The sequence below is a fragment of the Allobosea sp. 05L423 genome (assembly GCF_056397745.1).
This window is the reverse complement of record NZ_JBFTOA010000002.1, coordinates 816,849-838,071: the sequence shown is the minus strand read 5'-3', so window position 1 is coordinate 838,071 and position 21,223 is coordinate 816,849. Positions and strand designations below refer to the sequence as shown.

The following is a 21,223-nucleotide window of genomic DNA, read 5'->3' as shown; positions in this document are numbered from 1 at the left end:
GATGCGGTTGATTTTCCTGGGGCCGCCGGGGGCGGGCAAGGGCACTCAGGCGGCGCGCATCGTCGCGAAGCACGGTATTCCTCAACTGTCGACCGGCGACATGCTGCGCGCAGCCGTCGCCGCCGGCACGCCGATCGGCCAAAAGGCCAAGGCGGTGATGGATGCGGGCGGTCTCGTCTCGGACGATATCGTCATCGGCATCGTCGCTGATCGCATCGAGGAGCCGGACGCGAAGAAGGGCTTCATCCTCGACGGCTTCCCGCGCACGCTGGCGCAGGCCGAAGCGCTCGACCGGATGCTCGAGGGCAAAGGGCTGAAGCTCGACGCGGTGCTCGAGCTCACGGTCGACCAGAGCAAGCTCGTGGACCGCATCGTCCGCCGCGCCGAAGAGGCGAGGGCGGCCGGCCAGCCGGTCCGGAAGGACGATGATCCGGAGGTCTTCAAGACCCGGCTTGAGGCGTATAACCGCGACACGGCGATCGTCGCGCCTTACTATGAGAAGCGCGGCCAGCTGACGGCGATCGACGGCATGCAGCCGATCGACAGCGTCTCGGAAGCGATTGCGAACGCGCTGTCGGTGGCCGCCCAGGGCTGATCCGCAAGCAGCGAAGAGAAATTCGAACCCGGATGGGCGATGGCCCGTCCGGGTTTTTCGATTCCGGTGCGGTTTTGCGCGCCAGCCTTTGCCTTTTCTCGCTCCACCTGTGCGTTGACAGGCCCACCTCGGGCGGATGTGCTGGGCTCAAGCCGCGAAAAGCGGCGTGGAGCACCTTCGACCGGTAGGCGAAGCGACCTTCCGGTCCGGTGCAGGACAGGGAGCAGGCGCATGACCAGATGGGGTGCAATGCTGTTCGCGAGTGCGCTGGCGCTGATGCCGGCGGCCGCGCGGGCGCAGGATGCGGTCAAGATCGGCATCCTCAACGACCAGTCGGGCAACTACGCCGAATTCGGCGGCCTCGGCTCGGTCGAGGCTGCGAAGCTGGCGATCGAGGATTTCGGCGGCTCCGTGCTGGGCAAGCCGATCGAGATCGTCGCGGCCGATCATCAGAACAAGCCCGACATCGCGGCCGGCCTGGCACGGCGCTGGTATGACGTCGACGGCGTCACCGCGATCGCGGACCTGACCAATTCGGCGGTGGCGCTCGCAGTCGCCGGCATCGCCAAGGAACGGCAGAAGGTCGCGCTCTATAACGGCCCGGCGACGACGCGGCTGTTCAACGAGGATTGCTCGGCGACCGGCTTCATGTGGACCTTCGACACGGCGACCTCGGCCAAGGGTACGGCGCTGTCAGTCCTGCGCGAGGGCGGCAACAGCTGGTACATCCTTGCCGCGGACTATGCCTTCGGCCATCAGCTCACGGCGGATATCGAGGCGATCGTCGCGGCCAATGGCGGCAAGACGCTGGGCACGGTGCGCGCACCGCTTTCGACGCCCGACTTCTCCTCCTTCCTGCTTCAGGCACAGGCCTCCAAGGCCAAGATCGTCGCCTTTGCCAATGCCGGCACGGACACGATCAACTCGATCAAGCAGGCCGGCGAATTCGGCCTGGTCGATGGCGGCCAGAAGCTCGCCGCCATGGTCGTTGTGCTGAGCGACGTCCACGGTCTCGGGCTCGACAAGGCCAAGGGCCTGATCACGACGACCGCCTATTACCACGACGCCGACAAGCCGAGCCGCGCTTTCGCCGACCGCTACATGGCGCGGACCAGGAAGATGCCGGGCATGATCCAGGCCAGCGTCTATTCCTCGGTGCTGCACTATCTCAAGGCCGTGAAGGCGGCGGGCACGGCCGCGGGCCCCGCGGTCGCGGCCAAGATGAAGGAACTGCCGGTCGACGACTTCTACGCGCCCGGTGCAAAGGTTCGGGAGGACGGCCGGCTGATGAACGATATGCTGCTGGTCGAGGTGAAGGCGCCGGGCGATTCGAAAGCGCCCTGGGACTACTTCAAGGTCGTCCGCAAGATCCCGGCAGCCGAGATCATCGCGCCGCTGTCGGAGAGCAAGTGCAGCCTCGTGAAGAAGTAAAAGTTCGCACTCAGGCGCGTCATTCCGGGCGTATAGTTGTAATGCGCCTGGAAGGACGGTCGTGCGCTCGCGACCGACCCGAGAATGGGACGTTATTCTCGGGCGAAGCGCAGCTCGGACCCAAGACTCTCTTGCAGGAGGAGGTTCGAGAACCTCCTTCGTCACGAGATACCGGGTCAAGCCCGAGCATGACGGCGAATATCCAGTCCGGCCTTGGCTTTGCTGGCCTTGGCATGCTTCTTGGTTGCAGCGGGTTGACTCGGGACGATCAACCAGTTAACGACCCGCCATCCGGTTTCATGCGAGCGATGCCGTTGCCTTTGCGAGAAGGGACGACGTCGCATTATCGCGTGGAGCCGTTCAACGTCCTGCATGAGCCGGCCTCCACCGGACGCGGGATATTCCCCACCGCCGGTGCATCAACGGATGCTTCGGCCGACATGGAGATGAGACCATGGCTCGTATCGCGGGCGTCAACATTCCCACCGGCAAGCGCGTCGTCATCGGCCTGCAGTACATCCACGGCATCGGTGCCGCCAAGGCGCAGGAGATCTGCACCAAGGTCGGCATCGCCGCCGAGCGCCGCGTCAACCAGCTGACCGACGCCGAGGTTCTCCAAATCCGCGAGACGATCGACCGCGACTACCTCGTCGAGGGCGATCTGCGCCGCGAAGTCTCGATGAACATCAAGCGCCTGATGGACCTCGGCTGCTACCGCGGCCTGCGCCATCGCCGCTCGCTGCCGGTCCGCGGCCAGCGCACGCACACCAACGCCCGCACCCGCAAGGGCAAGGCGAAGCCGATCGCCGGCAAGAAGAAGTGAGTTTCGGCGGGCCGGTGATCCGGCCCGCTGTCTATACGCCGGCCGGTCCGCTGACGGGCCGCCGGCATCCCCAGCGCCTGGCATGACGGGCGCGCCTGAAGGATGGAAGAAGAGATATGGCCAAGGAAGCCCAGCGCGTCCGTCGTCGCGAACGTAAGAACATCGTCTCCGGCGTCGCGCATGTGAACGCCTCGTTCAACAACACCATGATCACCATCACCGACGCGCAGGGCAACACGATCTCGTGGTCCTCGGCCGGCACGATGGGTTTCAAGGGCTCGCGCAAGTCGACCCCGTATGCCGCGCAGGTTGCGGCCGAGGATGCCGCCCGCAAGGCTGCCGAGCACGGCATGCGCACCCTCGAGGTCGAGGTGACGGGTCCGGGTTCGGGCCGCGAGTCGGCTCTTCGCGCTCTCCAGGCCGCGGGCTTCACCGTGACCTCGATTCGCGACGTGACCCCGATCCCGCACAATGGCTGCCGTCCGCGCAAGCGCCGTCGCGTCTGACGCCTGACCATTGCAAGAGGCGCCCGCAGGGGCGGGCGCCTGTCCGGGGCGGCGGTGGCCGCCAGATGAATTCAGCACCAGGAGTGCGGTCGTGATCAGCAAGAACTGGCAGGATCTTTCCAAGCCGAACAAGCTCGAAGTGAAGGTCGGAGACGACCCGAAGCGTCTGGCCACCGTGATCGCGCGTCCGCTTGAGCGCGGCTTCGGCATGACGCTCGGCAATGCGCTCCGTCGCGTGCTGCTGTCGTCGCTCCAGGGCGCGGCCGTGACCGCCGTCCAGATCGACGGCGTTCTCCACGAGTTCTCCTCGATCCCGGGCGTCCGCGAGGACGTGACCGACATCGTCCTCAACATCAAGGCCATCGCGGTCAAGATGCAGGGCGAGGGTCCCAAGCGCATGACCCTGCGCAAGTCCGGCCCGGGTACCGTCACTGCCGGTGACATCAACACCATCGGCGACGTCGCGATCCTCAACCCCGACCTCGTGCTCTGCACGCTGGACGACGGGGCCGAGATCCGCATGGAGTTCACGGTCAACACTGGCAAGGGCTATGTCCCGGCCGAGCAGAATCGTCCCGAGGACGCGCCGATCGGCCTGATTCCGGTCGACAGCCTCTACTCGCCGGTCAAGAAGGTCTCCTATCGCGTCGAGAACACCCGCGAGGGCCAGAACCTCGACAAGGATTCGCTGACGCTGGCGATCGAGACCAACGGTTCGGTCACGCCCGAGGATGCGCTGGCGCTCGCCGCCCGCATCCTGCAGGACCAGCTTGCCGTCTTCATCACCTTCGAGGAGCCGCGCAAGGAAGAGGCCGTCTCGACTGCGCCGCAGCTGCCCTTCAACCCGGCGCTGCTCAAGAAGGTCGACGAGCTCGAGCTCTCGGTGCGTTCGGCCAACTGCCTCAAGAACGACAACATCGTCTATATCGGCGACCTCATCCAGAAGTCCGAGGGCGAGATGCTGCGCACCCCGAACTTCGGCCGCAAGTCGCTGAACGAGATCAAGGAAGTGCTGGCGACCATGGGCCTGCACCTGGGCATGGACGTCCAGGGCTGGCCCCCGGAAAACATCGAAGAGCTGGCCAAGCGCTTCGAAGAGCACTACTGAAAAACGACGGCGCAGGCCTTGCCTGCGCCTTTTGGCCCGGCTCATGCGAGCCGGAGCATAAGGAACGGCCGTTCCGTGGCACGGCGGCCGTAAGCAACGAAGGAGCCAAACAATGCGTCACGGTTTCCGCGGTCGTCGTTTCAACCGCTCGGCCGAGCATCGCCAGGCGATGTTCGCCAACATGGCTCAGGCCCTGATCAAGCACGAGCAGATCACCACCACGCTGCCGAAGGCCAAGGACCTGCGTCCGGTCGTCGAGAAGCTCATCACGCTCGGCAAGCGTGGCGACCTGCATGCCCGCCGCCAGGCGATCTCGCAGATCAAGGATGTCGAGCTGGTCGGCAAGCTCTTCGCGGTTCTCGGCCCGCGCTACAAGGAGCGCAACGGCGGCTACCTGCGCATCATGAAGGCGGGCTTCCGCTTCGGCGACAACGCCCCGATGGCGATCATCGAGTTCGTCGACCGCGACGTCGAGGCCAAGGGCAAGGATTCCGGCCCGGTCTTCACGGCGGAAGACGAGGCGGCCTGATCGGCCTCTGTTCAGTTCGATTTAGGAAAAGGGCGGCTTTCGGGCCGCCCTTTTTCGTTTCGGCTCCAAGGCTTGTCGAGATGAGCGCGCTTTTCAAGCCGGCCGTCGGGAGAGCTCGCCGGCGAGATCGACGATGATTTCCAGCGGCTGGGCGGCGAGATCTCTTTCCGGCGTCACGCCGTAGAGGCCGAAGATGAAGTGAGTGGTCTCGTCATGCTCGGCCACGCCCATGGCCCAGTTGGCGAAGAGCCGTTCCATCGCTGGCTCTTCGCGCAGGATCCGCAGGTCGGTATGGCGCGGATCCGCCATGATGCGGCCGTAAGTTTCACGGACATCGGCGTCCGTGCCCTCCAGCACTTGCGCGAAGGAGCCGTGGGTGGCGAGCAGGAAGCCGGTTACGCGGTTCTGGAGGTTGAAGCGACGCGCAGTCGCCAGAATTCTGTCGAGTTGCGCGCGTTGGCTGGAGTCGCCGAGCAGGCTGTGGCTGGCGTAGACAAGCCGGATCAGGCCCATGAGATATATCCCTGGCCGCTTGCGAAGCCTGAAGAGTTGCACAACATGTCGGTGAGGAACCGCAGTGCGCGGGGTGGGTATACTGACAGACGCCGGGTGCGTCGCGTCAGTCCTAACGTTTGCAGGCGGCTTTTTGTTTCAGGATGAGGACAGTATGACCGAACGCTTCGCAGGATATCGCAGAGGGCTGGCCGCCGCCGCGTTCGCATGCGCGCTCGGGGCGGTCGTCGCACCCTGGCCCGCGCTCGGCCAGGCGCGGCAGGTTCCTGACAGCCGCGAGCAAATTTCGCTTTCCTTTGCGCCGCTGGTGAAGCGGACGGCCGTCGCGGTGGTGAATGTCTACGGTGCGCGCGTCGAGAAGCGGCCGCAGAACGCTCTCATGGACGATCCCTTCTTCCGCCGCTTCTTCGGCGATGGCGGTTTCGGCGTGCCGCGGGAGCGGGTGCAGCGCTCGCTCGGCTCGGGTGTCGTCGTCGACGCCGGCAACGGTCTCGTGGTGACCAACAACCACGTCATCGAGAACATGAGCGAAGTGAAGGTTGCCTTTGCCGACAAGCGCGAGGTCGAGGCGACGATCCTGCTGCGCGATCCGCGCACCGATCTCGCCGTTCTGAAGGTCGCCGACACCAAGAGCCTGACCGCGATCGAGCTCGCCGACAGCGACGAGCTTCAGGTCGGCGATATCGTGCTCGCCATGGGCAATCCCTTCGGCGTGGGCCAGACGGTGACGCAGGGCATCGTCTCGGCGCTCGCCCGCACGCAGATCGGCGTGGGCGACGCCCAGTCGTTCATCCAGACCGATGCGGCGATCAATCCCGGCAATTCCGGCGGCGCGCTGATCGACATGAAGGGCCGTGTCGTCGGCATCAATACCGCGATCTATTCCCGTTCCGGCGGTAGCGTCGGCATCGGCTTCGCAATTCCGGCGGCGATGGTGCGCCTCGTCGTCGACAGCGCCAAGGCCGGCGCCAAGACGGTGCGCCGCCCCTGGCTCGGCGCTCGTCTGCAGAGCCTGACCGCCGACGTCGCCGACGGGCTGGGACTGGACCGGCCGGCCGGCTCGGTCGTCGCCAGCATCGTTGAGAAGGGACCGGCCGAGCAGGCGGGCCTGCGCCGCTCGGACGTGATTCTCACGGTCGACGGACTCGCGGTCGATGACCCCGAAGCCTTCGGCTACCGCTTCGCCACCCGTCCGATCGGCGGCTCGACGGTCCTGATGGTGCTGCGCGGCGGCAAGAAGGTCGAAATCCCGGTCAAGCTCGTGGCGGCGCCAGAGACCCGTCCGCGCGACGCCGTGAAGCTGACGAGCCGTTCGCCGCTGTCGGGGCTGACGGTGGCGAATCTCTCGCCGGCGCTGGCCGAGGAGCTGTCGATCGATACCGGGAACGACGGCGTCGTCGTCAGCGAGATCGAGGAAGGCAGCAACGCCGCCAATGTCGGCTTCCAGAAGGGCGACGTCATCATGGCGCTCAACGGCGAGCGCATGACCAACTCGCGCGAGGTCGAGACGATCCTGAAGGACCGCAAGCGGGCCTGGGAGGTCACGATCACCCGCAACGGCCAGACGATCACCTCGGTCTTCCCGGGGTGAGCGACCTCTTCTCTGCCTCGGGGCTGGACAAGTCCGGCCCCCGCCCGCTCGCCGATCGCCTGCGGCCGACGACGCTCGGCGAGGTCGCCGGGCAGGAGCATCTGACCGGGCCGGACGGCGCGCTCACCCGGCTCGTCGCTTCCGGCACGATCGGCAGCCTGATCTTCTGGGGACCGCCCGGCACCGGCAAGACCACGGTGGCACGGCTGCTCGCGGGTCTGGTCGATCTCGGATTCGAGCAGATCAGCGCGATATTCTCGGGCGTCGCGGACCTGAAGAAGGTGTTCGAGGCTGCACGCGGGCGCCGGCTCGGTGGCCGAGGCACGCTGCTTTTCGTCGACGAGATCCACCGCTTCAACCGCGCCCAGCTCGACGCCTTCCTGCCGGTCATGGAAGACGGCACGATCACGTTGATCGGCGCGACGACCGAAAACCCGTCCTTCGCGCTCAATGCGGCGCTGCTGTCGCGGGCGCGGGTGCTGACCTTCAAGTCGCTGGATGAGGGCTCGCTGCTCTTCCTGCTCGGCCGGGCCGAGGTGCTGGAAGGCAGGGAACTGCCGCTGACGCCGGAGGCACGGCTGGCGCTCGCGCGTTTCGCCGACGGCGACGGGCGCGCGGTGCTGACGCTGGCCGAGGAGATCTGGCGGGCGGCCAAGCCGGGCGAGATTCTCGACGAGCACGGCCTCTCCGACGTGATCCAGCGTCGGGCGCCGATCTACGACAAGGCGCAGGACGGCCACTACAACCTGATTTCGGCCCTGCACAAGACGGTGCGCGGTTCCGACCCCGATGCGGCGCTCTATTATTTCGCCCGCATGCTCGATGCCGGCGAAGACCCGCGCTTCCTGGCGCGCCGGCTGGTGCGCATGGCGGTCGAGGATATCGGGCTCGCCGATCCGCAGGCGCTGCTCCATGCCCGGGCTGCGGCCGAGACCTATGAGCAGCTCGGCACGCCCGAGGGCGAACTCGCCCTCGCCAATTGCGTGATCTATCTGGCGACGGCGCCGAAATCGAACGCCGCCTACACGGCCTACAAGATGGCGGTGCGGGTGGCGAAGGATCGTGGATCGTTGATGCCGCCCAAGACCATCCTCAACGCGCCGACGAAGCTGATGCGCGAGGAGGGCTACGGCGCCGACTACGCCTATGACCACGACCAGCCCGATGCGTTCTCGGGCCAGAATTACTGGCCCGACGCGCTCGGCCGCCAGCGCTTCTACGATCCGCCCGAGCGCGGCTTCGAGCGCGAGCTCCGCAAGCGGCTGGAATACTGGGAGCGGCTGCGCCACGAGCGCGGCGAGGACTGAGGCACACCGACAAGTAGCCGGTCATCCCGGGCGAAGCGCCGCGGAGTCCCGGAACCCATCGCAGGGCGCTGAGCTCTATGATCGATTCCCGATCGGCACCGCTTCGCCGCTTGTCCGGAGGGACGGCGCCCGGACGCCTATCCTCTGCAGTAGAACGGCAGGAACGTGCCGGACAGGCCGCTGTTCATCGCCATCAGCACCAGCTTGTTGGCGAGCTCAAGTTCCTGCTTGCTACGCGCGCAGACCTCGGCGCGAGCCTGACAGTTCGAGGCGAGGAACGCATCGTGGCTGGCGAGGAAGTCCGGACCCAGTCCCTGCTTGCCTTGGCGATTCAAGGCCTGCTCGTAAGCCTTTCTGTAGCGGTTGCATTTCTCCGTCGGCCAGTCCGAAGCCGGGCCCTGCTGCGCCGCCGCTAAGGTGCCGCCGATGCCGGAGAGTGTGAGCGCCGCCACTGCCCGAAGCAGCGCCCGGCGCGCCTGTGCCGCAGTCGAATTCCGCCCGTTCATCGCCGTCGCCTCAGCCGCCCCGCGGCATCGAGGCGAGGCGTCCGCAGAAGCGCAGTCAATTGCGGCGGATTTCGTTTGTGCGCGGCGGCGGTGCACTCTATTTCACAGGGATGACTTCCACCGCACTCGTCTTTCTGGGCGCCGGCATCGGCGGCGTGCTGCGCCATGGCATCAACCTTGTCTCGCCGCGCTGGCTCGGCATGGACTTTCCCTATGGGACCATGGCGATCAACATTCTCGGCTCGGCCCTGATGGGTGTGGTCGTCGGCTGGTTCGCCTTCCGGGCGGGCGAGGGGACGCCGCATGGATTGCGGCTGTTCCTGGCGACCGGCGTACTCGGTGGATTCACGACCTTCTCGGCTTTCTCGCTCGATGCGGTGCTCCTTTGGGACCGCGGTGAGACGATGGCGGCGATGGTGTATGTTTTTGGTTCCGTGGTGGTGTCGCTGGCGGCGCTGGTCGGCGGGCTTGCGGTGATGCGGGGGCTGTCATGAGGACAGGTGGCAAGGGGCCGGGCAACGGTCCGGGACGTGGCGGCAGGCCGCGTGCGGCCGAGGCGCCGCGCGGCAAGAGGCCGAGCCATGACGCCAGGCGCCGCGCCGCCGCGCGCCCGGCGGAGGGCGAGGAGCGCGCTCCACGTCCGCAGCGTCCGGCTGCCAAGCCGACGCGCGCCGAAGTCAAGGCTGAGACGGCGCAGGTGCTCTCCACCGGCGTTCAGCAGCTCGTGGTGACGCCGGACGAAAACGAGATGCGGATCGACCGCTTCCTTGAGACGCGCTTCCCGCAGCTCTCCTTCAGCCATATCCAGCGCATCGTCCGGAAGGGCGAGCTGCGCGTCGACGGCAAGCGCGCCGACAGCAAGGACCGGCTCAGCGAAGGCCAGACGGTGCGCATCCCGCCGCTGAAGCTGGAGCAGCAGGCGGAACGGCCGCGCTCGGCCAAGGCCGATGCCGACACCATCGGCTTCCTGCGCTCGATCACGCTCTATGAGGACGACGACGTCATGGTCCTCAACAAGCCAGCGGGCTTGGCCGTGCAGGGCGGCTCGGGCACGACCAGGCATGTCGACCAGATGCTCGATGCGCTGACCGGTAAGGACGGGCAGAAGCCGCGCCTCGTCCATCGCCTCGACAAGGACACGGCCGGCTGCCTCGTCATCGCCAAGTCCCGCTTTGCGGCGGCGACGCTCGCCAAGACCTTCCGCTCGCGTTCGGCGCGCAAGGTCTATTGGGCGCTGGTGGCCGGGGTGCCGCGCGTCCGCCAGGGCCGGATCTCGACCTATCTCGCGCGCGAGGAGGCTTATGACGGTGATCAGCGCATGGCAGTGGCCAAGCATGGCGAGGACGGAGCCATGCATGCCGTGACCTATTACGCGGTGGTCGAGACTGCCGCGCAGAAGCTCGGCTGGCTTTCGCTGAAGCCGGTGACCGGGCGCACCCACCAGCTGCGCGCGCATGCCGCCCATATCGGCCATCCGATCATCGGTGATCCCAAATACTTCAATATCCAGAACTGGGAGCTGCCCGGCGGCATCCAGAACAAGCTGCACCTGCTGGCGCGGCGGATCGTGCTGCCGCATCCGCGCGGCAAGGGCACCATCGATGTCAGCGCGCCGCTGCCGCCGCATATGCGCCAGAGCTGGAACCTGCTCGGCTTCGATGATGCGCCCTACGACCCGATCGTCGAAGCACCGGACGAATAGGGCATCGTTCGACGAATCGCACTCTTCCTGATTGATGAGATGAGGAAGAACAGTTGCGGAACAAAACGCATTCTGTTCTAATTATGTTCTCGTCATAGGAGGGGCTGACCATGCGTTCGGTTTTGATTGTTTCCGCCTTCCTTTTCGGCCTTGCGGGGGCCGCACAAGCACAGACAGCTGCACCAGCCAAACCCTCGGCCCCGGCTGTCACAGCTGCGGCTGCCACCGATCAATCGATCCCTCAGGCGGAGCGTGCGAAAGCGCGGCAGGACTGTCTCTCCGAGAATGTCGCGCTGTCCGGGGACGATCTGCGCGCCGCCATGCGCCTGTGCCTGCAGGCCAAGTTCCCGGGCGTGCGGCTCTACGCGCAGGACGGCGTCACCCGCGACGGCAAGCCCACGGCAGTTGCAGCACGGGTCGCCTGCAAGGAGGAGGTCGATGGCCGCAATCTGCAGGGATCGGAGCGGGTTGCTGCGCTGACGGCCTGCTTCAACGCCAAGCGGCCCGATCTCGCCCAGCGTTCCGAGTGCCGCAAGGAGGCCCGGGCCAAGGGGCTGGATGGAACCGATCTGCGCAAGGCCGTGGATGCCTGCGCACGGGAGGCAAGGGGCTGAGCCGGGAGTGAGGCTGCATAGCCCGGTGGGACAATGCCATGACGGTGCTGCAATGGCTTGCGGCGCCCGGTTGCGCTAAAGCGCCGTCATGGATCTCATCATCTTCGATCTCGACGGCACGCTGATCAATTCCGAGGCGATCATCCTCGGGGCGCAGTACGAGGCGTTCCGGCGCTGCGGCCGGGTGCATCCGGGGCGCGAGGCGGGGCTCGGCATCGTCGGGCTGACGCTGGATATCGCGATGGCGCGCCTCGCCGGGCTCGACCAGCCCGACGATGTGCTCACCGAGACCTATCGCCAGGTCTTCGGCGCGATGCGCCTGCAGGCACAGAGCGATCCTTCGCTGGATGAGCCGCTGTTTCCAGGTGTGGCAGAGACGCTGGCGGAACTGAAGCGCCATACCGGGCTGAAGCTCGGCATCGCCACCGGCAAGTCGCGCAAGGGCGCCGAGTTCATTGTCGCCCGGCATGGCTGGGAGGGGCTGTTCGACACCGTGCAGTCGGCAGATGACGCGCCTTCGAAACCGCATCCCGGCATGATCCAGCGTGCGCTGGCGGAGACTGGCGCAGCGCCTGAGCGCACTGCGATGGTTGGAGACAGCTCCTTCGATATCGAGATGGCGGTGGCGGCGGGCGTCGTGCCCGTCGCAGTGTCCTGGGGCTTCCAGCCGGTCGACAGCCTCGTCGCGCTCGGCGCCAAGCATGTGCTGCGCGCGTTCCCGGAACTGCCTGGAACGCTGGGATTGCCGAAGACCGCCATGGCCTAGAGCCGGGCCGATCAGGTTGAAATAACCGGATCGGATCACGCGTGCCCGAGCGTTCGACCGGAAAGTGGAATCTGCTTTTCGGACAAGTCGGCTTCTCGACAAGAATCATGATGTACCGCCCGATCAGGAGCCATGCGGCGGCCCTTCGGTGCGAGGAGCCGCGCCGGATCGCGCTCGATCAAGAGCCAGTGGGATCGAGGTTCCGCGTTTGAAACCGGGGGCAAAAGTGTCCGGTGCCGCAGCCTGTCCGGAGCGGTTCCGTGCCGGGCAGTAACACCCTCGCAACCAAACCGACTCAGTTCTGTTTAACCTGAATAACCGTTCAGATTTGCGCGTTAACCACCTGATGCGGGGGGCGGGTGCATGGTGTTCCCACAACAGGGACATACCGGCAAACAACAACGCCGGACAGGGGTTCAAGCATGATGGATCATGAGCTTCGTGAATTCGTCGATCGTGTGATGGATCGTCGCGCTATCGATGATGAAGACGTCAAGATGCTTCAGAGGAACATCTTGAACGACATCGTCATGACACGCGACATCATCGATGTGCTGGTGGCCCTCGACCGGGCCGTGGTGCAAAGCTGCAAGGCTTATGCAGATTACCTCGTGGCGCTGGTCGTCGACTTCGCCGTCTGGGAGAACCGCCCGACCGGCGTGATCGATCGCGACAAGGCGCATTGGCTGGTAACGACCCTTTCTGCCGGCGAAGGGCCGACCGTGACGGCCCAGCGCATCGCCTTCGAGATCGCTCGCGAAGCCGAGCACTGCGACGAGGGGCTGCTTGCCTTCGCCTTCGCCAAGGGCGCTGCGAAGGCGGTCGCACGGGTCGCGGCTGGCAGCACGACTCGGGCTTTGCTCGCGAACTGACCTGCGCATCCGCGCACAACGGCCTAGCCTATAGCTCACCGCGCGCCCTTCCAGACGCGCGGTGAGCTATTTGTTTGTCAAAGCTTCGGGCTGAAACGGCGCTTCCGCCGGTCGGTCCGATGCGATTGCCGACTTTCGCATCGGTGGACGGCGGTTGCGGCGTCCCATACACCCCGGCTATTGCAGTTTGGTCTGAAGCCGGGGGATGCCGCGCATGTTCTCGAAGATCCTGATCGCGAACCGCGGCGAGATCGCCTGCCGTGTCATCAAGACGGCCCGGCGCATGGGCATCAAGACGGTCGCCGTCTATTCGGATGCGGATCGCGACGCGCTGCATGTCGAGATGGCGGATGAGGCGGTCCATATCGGCGCGGCGCCGGCGGCGCAGTCCTATCTGCTGATCGACAAGATCATCGACGCCTGCAAGCAGACCGGCGCCGAGGCCGTGCATCCCGGCTACGGCTTCCTCTCCGAGCGCGAGGCCTTCGCAAGGGCGTTGAAGGATAACGGCATCGTCTTCATCGGTCCCAACCCCGGCGCCATCGCCGCGATGGGCGACAAGATCGAATCGAAGAAGGCGGCGGCTGCCGCCAAGGTCTCCACGGTTCCGGGCTTCCTCGGCATCATCGAGAGCCCCGAACACGCCGTGACCATCGCCGACGAGATCGGCTATCCCGTGATGATCAAGGCTTCGGCTGGCGGCGGCGGCAAGGGCATGCGCATCGCCCATTCGGCCGGCGAGGTGGCTGAGGGCTTCGCGCGGGCCAAATCGGAGGCGGCGTCTTCCTTCGGCGACGACCGCGTCTTCGTCGAGAAGTTCATCGTCGACCCCCGTCATATCGAAATCCAGGTTCTCGGCGACAAGCACGGCAACGTCATCTATCTCGGCGAGCGCGAATGCTCGATCCAGCGCCGCAACCAGAAGGTGCTGGAGGAGGCGCCGTCGCCGCTGCTCGACGAGGCCACCCGCAAGAAGATGGGCGAGCAGGCGGTCGCGCTGGCCAAAGCGGTGAATTACGATTCGGCCGGCACGGTCGAGTTCGTCGCCGGCCAGGACAAGTCGTTCTACTTCCTCGAGATGAACACCCGGCTCCAGGTCGAGCATCCGGTGACGGAGATGATCACCGGCATCGATCTGGTCGAGCAGATGATCCGCGTCGCCTATGGCGAGAAGCTGGCGATCGGCCAAGAGGATGTGAAGCTCGATGGCTGGGCGGTCGAGAGCCGCGTCTATGCCGAGGACCCGACCCGCAACTTCCTGCCTTCGACGGGGCGGCTCGTCACCTACCGGCCGCCCGCGGAGGGGCCGGATGGCGAGGCGACCGTGCGCAACGACACCGGCGTCTTCGAGGGCGGCGAGATCTCGATCTATTACGACCCGATGATCGCCAAACTGGTCACGCATGCGCCGACGCGCGAGGCCGCGATCAAGGCGCAGGCGCGCGCACTCGATGCCTTCGCCATCGACGGCATCCGCCACAACATTCCTTTCGTCGCGGCGGTGATGCAGCATCCGCGCTGGATTTCCGGCAATCTCTCGACCGGCTTCATCGCCGAGGAGTTTCCCGAGGGCTTCTCCCTGCCCGAGCCGCAGGGCGAGACGGCGCAGCGCATGGCGGCGATCGCCATCGCCTGCGACCACAAGCTCAACCAGCGCAAGCGCCATGTCTCGGCGCAGATGGAAGGCTGGCGCAAGGTCGCCTTCGATCGGCAGCGCATCGTCCAGCTCGGGGCAGAGCGTTTCGAGGGCGAGGTGACGGAGCAGGGCGGGGCGGTCGTCATCGGCTTCCCGGGTCGCAGCGTCAGCGTCGTCAGCGACTGGGTGCCGGGCGAGCCGGTCTGGCACGGCACGCTCGACGGGGTGAAGGTCGCGGCGCAGGTCCGGCCGATCCTGAACGGCGTCGCGCTCGGCCATGCGGGCGCCTATGCCAACGCCCATGTCTACACGCAGCGCGAGGCCGAGCTCGCCGCGCTGATGCCGGAGAAGGTTGCGGCCGATACCGGCAAGTTCCTGCTCTGCCCGATGCCGGGCCTGGTGAAGGCGATCTCGGTCACTGTGGGGCAGGAGATCAAGGCGGGCGAGCCGCTCGCCATGGTCGAGGCGATGAAGATGGAAAACGTGCTGCGCGCCGAGAAGGACGTCACCATCGCCAAGATCCTGGCGAAGGAAGGCGATTCGCTCGCCGTCGACGCCGTCATCATGGAATTCGCCTGAGCGCTTAAAAAGGTATTCGGAGCCCTCATCCTGAGGAGCAGCCGAAGGCTGCGTCTCGAAGGATCGTTCAGGAGGCTCCGGAACCATCTGGAGCATCCTTCGAGACGCGCTTCTGCGAAGCGCTCCTCAGGATGAGGGCTGTGTGAAGCTATTGAGGAGCCTGTCGTGCTGAAGATCTGGGGGCGGTTGAGCTCGATCAATGTCCAGAAGGTCGTCTGGGCGGCCGGCGAGACCGGGCAGGCTTTCGAGCGCATCGATGTTGGCGGGCCTTTCGGCGGGCTCGACACGCCGGAATATCGCGCGATGAACCCCAACAGGCAGATCCCGGTCCTGGAGGATGGCGAGTTCCGCCTGTGGGAGTCGAACAGCATCGTGCGCTATCTGGCGGCGCGCTATGGCGCTGCAGATATCGGGGAAGCGGACGTCGTGCGGCGCGCGGAGGCCGAGCGCTGGATGGATTGGATGCTGTCCGAACTGCAGCCGGCGCTGGCGCCGGTGCTCTGGGGCGTGGTGCGCAAGGTGCCGGGCTATACCGATCCCAAGGCCATCGCCGACGGCATGAAGCGGGCCGAGGTGCTGATGACGATCCTCGAGGCACAACTGGCGGACAAGCCGTTCCTGTCGGGCGAGCGCTTCGGCGTCGCCGATATCACCGTCGGTTGTGGCGCGCATCGCTGGTTCAACATGCCCGTCGACCGGGTCGAGCGGCCAGCGGTGCGCCGCTGGTACGAGGCGCTCTTTGCGCGCCCGGCGGCTCAGGTGGCGCTGCCGTTGCCGATCACGTGAGGCGCCGCCGCGGTGCTTGATCCGGGCCGCAGCCCTGTCATGATGCCCCGCATGAACGGTCTGCGCGCGGCTCTGCTTTTATGTTCACTCGGCGCGGCCACTTCGGCCGTGGCGCAGGGCTCGCCGAGCTTGCGTGGCGACCTGTTGTCCCTCGCAGGCTGCCTGCGCGATAACGGCGCGTCGCCTTCGGCCTGCGTCGGCACTGTGGCCATCGCCTGTGTCGGGGCGGCCAGCAGCAATCCACGCGGAGCCGAAGCCGCCTGCGCGCGGCGCGAAGAGGCGGCGTGGCGCGAGCGTCTGACGCTCGCTTTGCAGGTGACCGGGCGCTCGCTCGATGCGGGCCAGCGCAGCCGTCTGGCTGCCGTGCAACTCACCTGGGAAAGCTATGTCTCGCAGAAATGCGCGCTCTATGGCGCCAGCCAGCGCGAGGAACTGCAAGCCGGGCGGCAGGCCGGTTGCGAGCTGCGCGAGGTTGCCGAGCGCGCCATCGAGCTTGCCAAGGGGCTCCCGCAGGCGGGGCGCCAGCCGCAATCCCCGCCCCAGATCATTCGCTAGAGACTGATCCGATCAGGTTGCAACAGCCTGATCGGCGCATGCACCAGGCCGGTCGCCTGTCGCGTTTGTGACCATCTGGCGGATGGTGGCGATCCGAAAGCGCTGGAGTGCCGCGTCCGCCTGCGACTATACGGTGGAGGACGGCAGTTGTTCGTGACCCGTCTGAAGCCGCGAGCCAGCAATGTTCTTCGTCCTGTCCAAGCTGGCCTGGTTCGTCTTCTCGCCGGTCAATTTCGCCATCCTGCTCGCCGGCCTCTCGGCGCTGCTCGCCTTCACGCGCTTTGCGCGTCCGGCGCGTTGGCTCGGGCTGCTGTCGGTGGTTGCGCTTGGGCTGATGGCTTTCAGCCCATTGTCGCGCGCGGTCATCCGGCCGCTGGAGGACCGCTTTCCGCAGCAGGATGCAGCCAAGGGGCCGGTGACCGGCATCGTCGTGCTCGGTGGTGCGGTCGGTGTGGCGCGCGGCGATTTGGTGTTGAATTCTGCCGCGGCGCGCATGACCAAGGCGGTCGAGCTCGCGCGGCTTCATCCCGAGGCGAAGGTGGTTTTCACCGGCGGCGCGGCCAACCTGATCTCGGAAGAGACAACGACCGAAGCCGACGGGGCCAAGCTGCTGTTCGAGGGCCTCGGGCTCGATCCAAAGCGGCTTATTCTCGAGGACAAGTCACGCAATACCCGCGAAAACGCATCTTTCACCCGCCGTCTCGTCGATCCGAAACCAGGCGAACGCTGGCTTCTGGTGACCTCAGCCTGGCATATGCCGCGTTCGATGGGCGTTTTCCGGAAGGCGAACTTTCCGGTCGAGGCCTTTCCGGTCGACTATTGGTCGAAAGGTGAGCCGGATGATTTCATTCGGCCCTATAGTCGAGCGCACAGGGCTCTGGAGATTTCCGACAACGGCTTCAAGGAATGGGTCGGACTCATCGCCTATCGGCTGGCGGGCTACACCGACGCGCTCTTTCCGGCGCCGTGAGGTCAGGCATCGTCGGCGGGCAAGGTGAGCCTGTAGACGCCGCGGAAATCGTCGGGGTCGACCGGCCGGCCCTTGCGAGTGATGACAATCCGGCCTTCCTTCATCAGCTTCACCGCCGCGCGGCGCACCGGCTGCATCAGCGGCCCCCAATCGTCCGGGTGGTCGCTGCCGAGTGCGCGGGCGACATCCATCGGGGAAACCGTCCGGCCGCCCCCCTGCTGCGCCAGCAGTGAGAGGATCGCGGTCTCGATTGCCTCGGGGTCGATGCTCATGACTGGCTCGGATAGTTGAAGACGCGGGCGGCGTCGGAGGCGAACTGGCGGCGATACATCGCGACCAATACGGCCCCTGTGAAAACGAGGAAGGTGACCGGTCCAAGGAACCAGCCGAGATAGGCGAGCGCGAAGAAGAAGGCGCGCTGACCGCGGTTGAAGTGGCGGCCGGCGGCGATGTTCATCTCGATCGTCTCATGCACGGCATGAGCCTTCGCGATCTTGTTGGGCTCGTCCTTTGGCGGCAGAGCGCCGAGCAGGATGACGCAGTAGTTGAACAGCCGGTAGGCCCAGGCGAATTTGAAGAAGGCGTAGCCGAAGACGCCCGCAAGCCCGATCACCTTCATTTCCCAGACCGCGCGCTGCGTCACCGGCACGAAGGGCAGATCGGAAAAGATCGCGACGACACGGTCGGTCGACTGCAGCAGGGCGAGCGTGCCGCCGATCGCGATCAGCGAGGTCGAGGCGAAGAAGGCCGTGCCGTTCTGCAGGCCGTTCATCACCTGAGTGTCGACAATGCGGTTGTCGCGCCCCATCGATTCGTTGATCCAGCGGGCGCGGCGCAAGTTCATCCGCATGTTCAGCGTCTTGGCCGCGTGGGGGCCGAGTTCGACGGCATAGTGGTATCCCACCCAGGAGGCGGCGAAGAACACCAGGGCGATGACGTCCAGATTGCTGAAACCGAGCATGCTGTCGCTCTGCCACTTCACCCGCCGACCAGGCAAGCAGCTTGTGCGGAGGCCGCGCTGCCGACAAGCGGCACGGCATTGACGCTGCGGCGGCAAGCCGCCACGGTGCGCGCGGAATCGGGAGGGCGCAGCGATGCCGCAGACCATCACCAAGGGCTACAAGGCCCTGGTCGCAGAAGCGGAGAGCGAGGTCGCGACGCTGTCGATCGAGGCGGCGCAGGCGCTCCACGGCCGCGACGACGTGGTTTTCGTCGATCTACGCGATCCTCGCGAGCTGGAGCGGGAAGGGCGCATGCCCGGTGCCTTCCATTGCCCGCGCGGCATGCTCGAATTCTGGATCGACCCGGAAAGCCCGTATGCTAAGCCGGTCTTTCAGGAGGACAAGCGCTTCGTCTTCTTCTGCGGTGGCGGCTGGCGTTCGGCGCTGGCGGCAAAGACGGCGCAGGAGATGGGGCTGAAGCCGGTCGCCCATGTCGCCGGCGGTTTCACTGCCTGGAAGAAGGCGGGTGCGCCGGTCGAGACCTCTGCCGCCGAGCGGAAGGGCTGAGTCTCGAGCCTTGTCCCATATCGTCATCGTTCTGCTGGTTGCGGCTTTCATCTTCCGCAAGCCGCTCGGAAAGCTGCTCGCGCGACAATTCCCGAATCGCGCCAAGCGCCAGCAGGTGCTGGCGACGATCATCGCCGCTTTTCTTCTGGTGATCGCAGCCCGGCTCCTCGCGCTGTTCTGGTGACCGCCCGTCGCCCGATTTGAATCGGGCGAAAGTGTCCTGTGCGGCCGGTGCATGGGCGGACGGCTTGCGCCGTGCCTACAAATCAGGCATCTTCACGGTCTGGCTCCAACTCAAGAAAGGGAGGGCTGAATGGTAATCGTCACCACCGCTGTCACTCCCTTGCGACCACCTCGACACTAGGTCGGTTTCGCACGAGGCCCGCCAACCGGCGGTCTCCTGAGCCTTTTCCAGACCATTTTCATTCATTGCCGGAGGCGGCGCGCGTCGTCGTCTCTGCCTGATCCGGAGTCGGTGCCGTTTCGGTGCCGAATGACGCTATGTCTCTTGATACTCAAACCGGGCGGCGGGAGCCGTTCCGGGCCGTTCTCGGCTTCACCTTCCGCCATTGGGCGCGCCAGCCGGGGCAGGTCACCTGGGTTGCGGGCGTCACCATTGTCGCCACGCTGGCCGAGCTGTTCACGCCGGTCTATGCCGGCCGCCTCGTCGATGCGGTGGCGAGCGGTGTCGACGCCGTGGATGCGGCGCTGTGGGCGCTCGGCGCGATGATGGTGCTCGCCGCGATCACCGTGTTCGGGCGGCATTTCGCCTATATCGGCATCACCACCATGACGCTGCGCACGATGCGCGACGTGGCGCAGGAGGCGTTCGCGCGCCTGCAGCGCTTCTCGACCGACTGGCATGCCAACAACTTTGCCGGCTCGACTGTGCGCAAGATCACCCGCGGCATGTGGGCGCTCGACCTGCTCAGCGACACGATCCTGATCGCGCTCCTGCCGTCGCTCGTCATCCTGCTCGGCATGACCGCGCTGCTGGCCTGGCACTGGCCGGTGATGGGGCTCGTCGTTGCGCTTGGTGCGCTGGCCTATATCGGGCTGACGCTGGCGCTCTCGCTGCGCTTCGTGGCGCCGGCGGCGCGGCTGGGCAATGCCTGGGACACCCGCCTCGGCGGTGCGCTGGCCGACGCCATCACCTGCAACCCGGTGGTGAAGGCCTATGGCGCGGAAGCGCGCGAGGATCTGCGCCTCGCGAACGTGATGGCGAAATGGAGCCTCAGGACGGAGCGCGCCTGGGTGCGCGGCACTTGGTCGGGCACCGGTCAGCTCGTCGTGCTGCTGTTCCTGCGGGCCGCGGTGATCGGCCTCGTGATCTGGCTATGGATGAATGGGCAGGCGAGTGCGGGCGATGTCGCCTTCGTGCTGACGGCCTATGCGGTGGTCCATGGCTATTTGCGCGATGTCGGGCAGCACGTCCACAATCTGCAGCGCTCGGTCAACGACATGGAGGAACTCGTCTGGATGCACGATCTTCCCTATGGCGTGCCGGACCGGAAGGGCGCTGTGGAGATGGGCGTGACGGCGGGCGAGATCGCCTTCGAGAACGTGACCTTCCACTATGGCGGCCATCACGATCCGCTTTATCGCGACTTCTCGCTGACCATCCGCGGCGGCGAGAAGGTCGGTCTCGTCGGCCGCTCCGGCTCCGGCAAGACGACCTTCGTCAAGCTGGTGCAGCGGCTCTACGACGTGACATCAGGCTGCATCGCGATCGACGGGCAGGACATCGCCGATGTCACGCAGGACAGCCTGCGCAGGCAGATCGCGATCGTGCAGCAGGAACCGGTGCTGTTCCACCGCTCGCTGGCCGAGAACATCGCCTACGGCCGGCCCGGCGCCAGCCAGGCGCAGATCGAGCAGGCGGCACGGCTCGCCAACGCGCATGAGTTCATCATGCGCCTGCCCAAGGGCTACGCCACGCTCGTCGGCGAGCGCGGGATCAAGCTCTCGGGCGGCGAGCGCCAGCGTGTCGCGCTTGCCCGCGCCTTCCTGGCCGATGCGCCGATCCTGATCCTGGACGAGGCAACCTCGAGCCTCGATTCGGAATCGGAGGCGCTGATCCAGCAGGCGATCGAGCGCCTGATGGAAGGCCGTACCACGATCGTGATCGCCCACCGGCTCTCGACGGTCAGGGCCATGGACCGCATCCTGGTCTTCGATCGCGGCCGGGTGGTCGAGGAGGGGCCGCACGAGGACCTTCTGACCCGCGAGGACGGCGCCTATCGCGCGCTGTTCGAGAAGCAGGTCAGCGAGCTGGCGAAGGGGCTGGCGGTGTAACACAAGACGTCATTCTCGGGCCGCGCTCGGC

24 protein-coding genes are annotated in these 21,223 nt (G+C 66.1%); 20 read left to right on the top strand and 4 right to left on the bottom strand.

Translation table 11 applies throughout. The features are described from left to right. Position 1: 1 nt before the first annotated feature. The 6 genes from AC1DNE_RS08030 to rplQ all read left to right on the top strand — a co-directional run bounded on the left by AC1DNE_RS08030 (position 2) and on the right by rplQ (position 4,992). Complete coding sequence (locus tag AC1DNE_RS08030) at positions 2-595, top strand: adenylate kinase (protein ID WP_441470732.1); 594 nt, start codon at positions 2-4, stop codon at positions 593-595. 231 nt (positions 596-826) lie between these two features. Further along, complete coding sequence (locus tag AC1DNE_RS08025; RefSeq protein ID WP_441470731.1) at positions 827-2,026, top strand: ABC transporter substrate-binding protein; 1,200 nt, start codon at positions 827-829, stop codon at positions 2,024-2,026. A gap of 454 nt (positions 2,027-2,480) precedes the next feature. Beyond that, entirely contained in the window at positions 2,481-2,849 is a 369-nt protein-coding gene (rpsM, locus tag AC1DNE_RS08020) for a 30S ribosomal protein S13 (protein ID WP_126110534.1), read from the top strand. 116 nt (positions 2,850-2,965) lie between these two features. Continuing rightward, positions 2,966-3,355, top strand: coding sequence for a 30S ribosomal protein S11 (gene rpsK / locus AC1DNE_RS08015; RefSeq protein WP_043237079.1), 390 nt, complete (start codon positions 2,966-2,968; stop codon positions 3,353-3,355). A 91-nt stretch (positions 3,356-3,446) separates the two neighbouring features. Further along, a complete protein-coding gene (locus AC1DNE_RS08010; RefSeq protein WP_441470730.1) occupies positions 3,447-4,463 on the top strand; it encodes a DNA-directed RNA polymerase subunit alpha in 1,017 nt (338 codons plus the stop codon). 112 nt (positions 4,464-4,575) lie between these two features. Then, a complete protein-coding gene (gene rplQ, locus AC1DNE_RS08005) occupies positions 4,576-4,992 on the top strand; it encodes a 50S ribosomal protein L17 (RefSeq protein ID WP_441512834.1) in 417 nt (138 codons plus the stop codon). Positions 4,993-5,085: 93 nt separating this feature from the next. Here rplQ and AC1DNE_RS08000 read toward each other — a convergent pair whose 3' ends face one another. After that, positions 5,086-5,505 carry a BLUF domain-containing protein gene (locus AC1DNE_RS08000; RefSeq protein ID WP_441470728.1) on the bottom strand — a complete coding sequence of 140 codons (420 nt, stop codon included), beginning with the start codon at positions 5,503-5,505 and terminating at the stop codon, positions 5,086-5,088. A gap of 154 nt (positions 5,506-5,659) precedes the next feature. Here AC1DNE_RS08000 and AC1DNE_RS07995 point away from each other — a divergent pair, with 154 nt between their 5' ends. Then, complete coding sequence (locus AC1DNE_RS07995; RefSeq protein WP_441470727.1) at positions 5,660-7,096, top strand: DegQ family serine endoprotease; 1,437 nt, start codon at positions 5,660-5,662, stop codon at positions 7,094-7,096. Next, positions 7,093-8,403, top strand: coding sequence for a replication-associated recombination protein A (locus AC1DNE_RS07990; RefSeq protein ID WP_441470726.1), 1,311 nt, complete (start codon positions 7,093-7,095; stop codon positions 8,401-8,403). Before AC1DNE_RS07995 ends, AC1DNE_RS07990 begins: the two co-directional genes overlap by 4 nt. A gap of 137 nt (positions 8,404-8,540) precedes the next feature. Here the strand turns inward: AC1DNE_RS07990 and AC1DNE_RS07985 are convergent, their stop codons facing one another. Continuing rightward, the gene (locus AC1DNE_RS07985; RefSeq protein ID WP_441470725.1) at positions 8,541-8,909 is read right to left on the bottom strand and encodes a hypothetical protein; all 369 of its coding nucleotides are present in this window, start codon (positions 8,907-8,909) and stop codon (positions 8,541-8,543) included. A 110-nt stretch (positions 8,910-9,019) separates the two neighbouring features. Between AC1DNE_RS07985 and crcB the strand changes: the two genes are divergently transcribed. From crcB to AC1DNE_RS07940, 9 genes are all read left to right on the top strand, one after another. Continuing rightward, positions 9,020-9,403 (top strand): fluoride efflux transporter CrcB, encoded by a 384-nt coding sequence (gene crcB / locus AC1DNE_RS07980; RefSeq protein ID WP_441470751.1) that lies wholly within the window; start codon positions 9,020-9,022, stop codon positions 9,401-9,403. Continuing rightward, a complete protein-coding gene (locus AC1DNE_RS07975; protein WP_441470724.1) occupies positions 9,400-10,611 on the top strand; it encodes an RluA family pseudouridine synthase in 1,212 nt (403 codons plus the stop codon). The genes crcB and AC1DNE_RS07975 overlap by 4 nt, the downstream gene beginning before the upstream one ends. A gap of 110 nt (positions 10,612-10,721) precedes the next feature. Beyond that, positions 10,722-11,225, top strand: coding sequence for a hypothetical protein (locus AC1DNE_RS07970; protein ID WP_441470723.1), 504 nt, complete (start codon positions 10,722-10,724; stop codon positions 11,223-11,225). A gap of 88 nt (positions 11,226-11,313) precedes the next feature. Then, a complete protein-coding gene (locus AC1DNE_RS07965; protein WP_441470722.1) occupies positions 11,314-11,991 on the top strand; it encodes an HAD-IA family hydrolase in 678 nt (225 codons plus the stop codon). A 515-nt stretch (positions 11,992-12,506) separates the two neighbouring features. Beyond that, on the top strand, positions 12,507-12,863 hold the full coding sequence (locus AC1DNE_RS07960) for a hypothetical protein (protein WP_441470721.1): 357 nt from the start codon (positions 12,507-12,509) through the stop codon (positions 12,861-12,863). A gap of 214 nt (positions 12,864-13,077) precedes the next feature. Then, on the top strand, positions 13,078-15,078 hold the full coding sequence (locus tag AC1DNE_RS07955; RefSeq protein WP_441470720.1) for an acetyl-CoA carboxylase biotin carboxylase subunit: 2,001 nt from the start codon (positions 13,078-13,080) through the stop codon (positions 15,076-15,078). Between the two features lie 165 nt (positions 15,079-15,243). Next, positions 15,244-15,864, top strand: a complete 621-nt coding sequence (locus tag AC1DNE_RS07950) for a glutathione S-transferase family protein (protein WP_441470719.1) — start codon at positions 15,244-15,246, stop codon at positions 15,862-15,864. Positions 15,865-15,915: 51 nt separating this feature from the next. After that, positions 15,916-16,419 (top strand): lysozyme inhibitor LprI family protein, encoded by a 504-nt coding sequence (locus AC1DNE_RS07945; protein WP_441470718.1) that lies wholly within the window; start codon positions 15,916-15,918, stop codon positions 16,417-16,419. A 181-nt stretch (positions 16,420-16,600) separates the two neighbouring features. Next, entirely contained in the window at positions 16,601-17,389 is a 789-nt protein-coding gene (locus AC1DNE_RS07940; RefSeq protein WP_441470717.1) for a YdcF family protein, read from the top strand. A 2-nt stretch (positions 17,390-17,391) separates the two neighbouring features. Here the strand turns inward: AC1DNE_RS07940 and AC1DNE_RS07935 are convergent, their stop codons facing one another. Beyond that, positions 17,392-17,661 (bottom strand): DUF3253 domain-containing protein, encoded by a 270-nt coding sequence (locus AC1DNE_RS07935; RefSeq protein ID WP_441470716.1) that lies wholly within the window; start codon positions 17,659-17,661, stop codon positions 17,392-17,394. Then, positions 17,658-18,350: a DUF599 domain-containing protein gene (locus tag AC1DNE_RS07930; protein WP_441470715.1), complete on the bottom strand. Its 693-nt coding sequence runs from the start codon at positions 18,348-18,350 to the stop codon at positions 17,658-17,660. Before AC1DNE_RS07930 ends, AC1DNE_RS07935 begins: the two co-directional genes overlap by 4 nt. Before the next feature lie 133 nt (positions 18,351-18,483). Between AC1DNE_RS07930 and AC1DNE_RS07925 the strand changes: the two genes are divergently transcribed. From AC1DNE_RS07925 to AC1DNE_RS07915, 3 genes are all read left to right on the top strand, one after another. Continuing rightward, positions 18,484-18,897 (top strand): rhodanese-like domain-containing protein, encoded by a 414-nt coding sequence (locus AC1DNE_RS07925; protein WP_441470714.1) that lies wholly within the window; start codon positions 18,484-18,486, stop codon positions 18,895-18,897. 10 nt (positions 18,898-18,907) lie between these two features. Beyond that, a complete protein-coding gene (locus AC1DNE_RS07920; protein ID WP_441470713.1) occupies positions 18,908-19,081 on the top strand; it encodes a hypothetical protein in 174 nt (57 codons plus the stop codon). A gap of 317 nt (positions 19,082-19,398) precedes the next feature. Continuing rightward, a complete protein-coding gene (locus AC1DNE_RS07915; protein ID WP_441470712.1) occupies positions 19,399-21,192 on the top strand; it encodes an ABC transporter ATP-binding protein in 1,794 nt (597 codons plus the stop codon). Positions 21,193-21,223 lie beyond the last annotated feature (31 nt).

Bases quoted from the DNA above. Each gene is read 5' to 3' on its own strand.
- rplQ (WP_441512834.1), top strand. From the start codon at position 4,576: ATGCGTCACGGTTTCCGCGGTCGTCGTTTCAACCGCTCGGCCGAGCAT.
- crcB (WP_441470751.1), top strand. From the start codon at position 9,020: ATGACTTCCACCGCACTCGTCTTTCTGGGCGCCGGCATCGGCGGCGTG.
- AC1DNE_RS07985 (WP_441470725.1), bottom strand. From the start codon at position 8,909: ATGAACGGGCGGAATTCGACTGCGGCACAGGCGCGCCGGGCGCTGCTT.
- AC1DNE_RS07970 (WP_441470723.1), top strand. From the start codon at position 10,722: ATGCGTTCGGTTTTGATTGTTTCCGCCTTCCTTTTCGGCCTTGCGGGG.
- AC1DNE_RS08000 (WP_441470728.1), bottom strand. From the start codon at position 5,505: ATGGGCCTGATCCGGCTTGTCTACGCCAGCCACAGCCTGCTCGGCGAC.
- AC1DNE_RS07995 (WP_441470727.1), top strand. From the start codon at position 5,660: ATGACCGAACGCTTCGCAGGATATCGCAGAGGGCTGGCCGCCGCCGCG.
- rpsM (WP_126110534.1), top strand. From the start codon at position 2,481: ATGGCTCGTATCGCGGGCGTCAACATTCCCACCGGCAAGCGCGTCGTC.
- AC1DNE_RS07940 (WP_441470717.1), top strand. From the start codon at position 16,601: ATGTTCTTCGTCCTGTCCAAGCTGGCCTGGTTCGTCTTCTCGCCGGTC.
- AC1DNE_RS07975 (WP_441470724.1), top strand. From the start codon at position 9,400: ATGAGGACAGGTGGCAAGGGGCCGGGCAACGGTCCGGGACGTGGCGGC.
- AC1DNE_RS07930 (WP_441470715.1), bottom strand. From the start codon at position 18,350: ATGCTCGGTTTCAGCAATCTGGACGTCATCGCCCTGGTGTTCTTCGCC.
- AC1DNE_RS08030 (WP_441470732.1), top strand. From the start codon at position 2: ATGCGGTTGATTTTCCTGGGGCCGCCGGGGGCGGGCAAGGGCACTCAG.
- AC1DNE_RS07965 (WP_441470722.1), top strand. From the start codon at position 11,314: ATGGATCTCATCATCTTCGATCTCGACGGCACGCTGATCAATTCCGAG.
- AC1DNE_RS07955 (WP_441470720.1), top strand. From the start codon at position 13,078: ATGTTCTCGAAGATCCTGATCGCGAACCGCGGCGAGATCGCCTGCCGT.
- AC1DNE_RS07935 (WP_441470716.1), bottom strand. From the start codon at position 17,661: ATGAGCATCGACCCCGAGGCAATCGAGACCGCGATCCTCTCACTGCTG.
- AC1DNE_RS07925 (WP_441470714.1), top strand. From the start codon at position 18,484: ATGCCGCAGACCATCACCAAGGGCTACAAGGCCCTGGTCGCAGAAGCG.
- AC1DNE_RS07945 (WP_441470718.1), top strand. From the start codon at position 15,916: ATGAACGGTCTGCGCGCGGCTCTGCTTTTATGTTCACTCGGCGCGGCC.
- AC1DNE_RS08025 (WP_441470731.1), top strand. From the start codon at position 827: ATGACCAGATGGGGTGCAATGCTGTTCGCGAGTGCGCTGGCGCTGATG.
- rpsK (WP_043237079.1), top strand. From the start codon at position 2,966: ATGGCCAAGGAAGCCCAGCGCGTCCGTCGTCGCGAACGTAAGAACATC.
- AC1DNE_RS07915 (WP_441470712.1), top strand. From the start codon at position 19,399: ATGTCTCTTGATACTCAAACCGGGCGGCGGGAGCCGTTCCGGGCCGTT.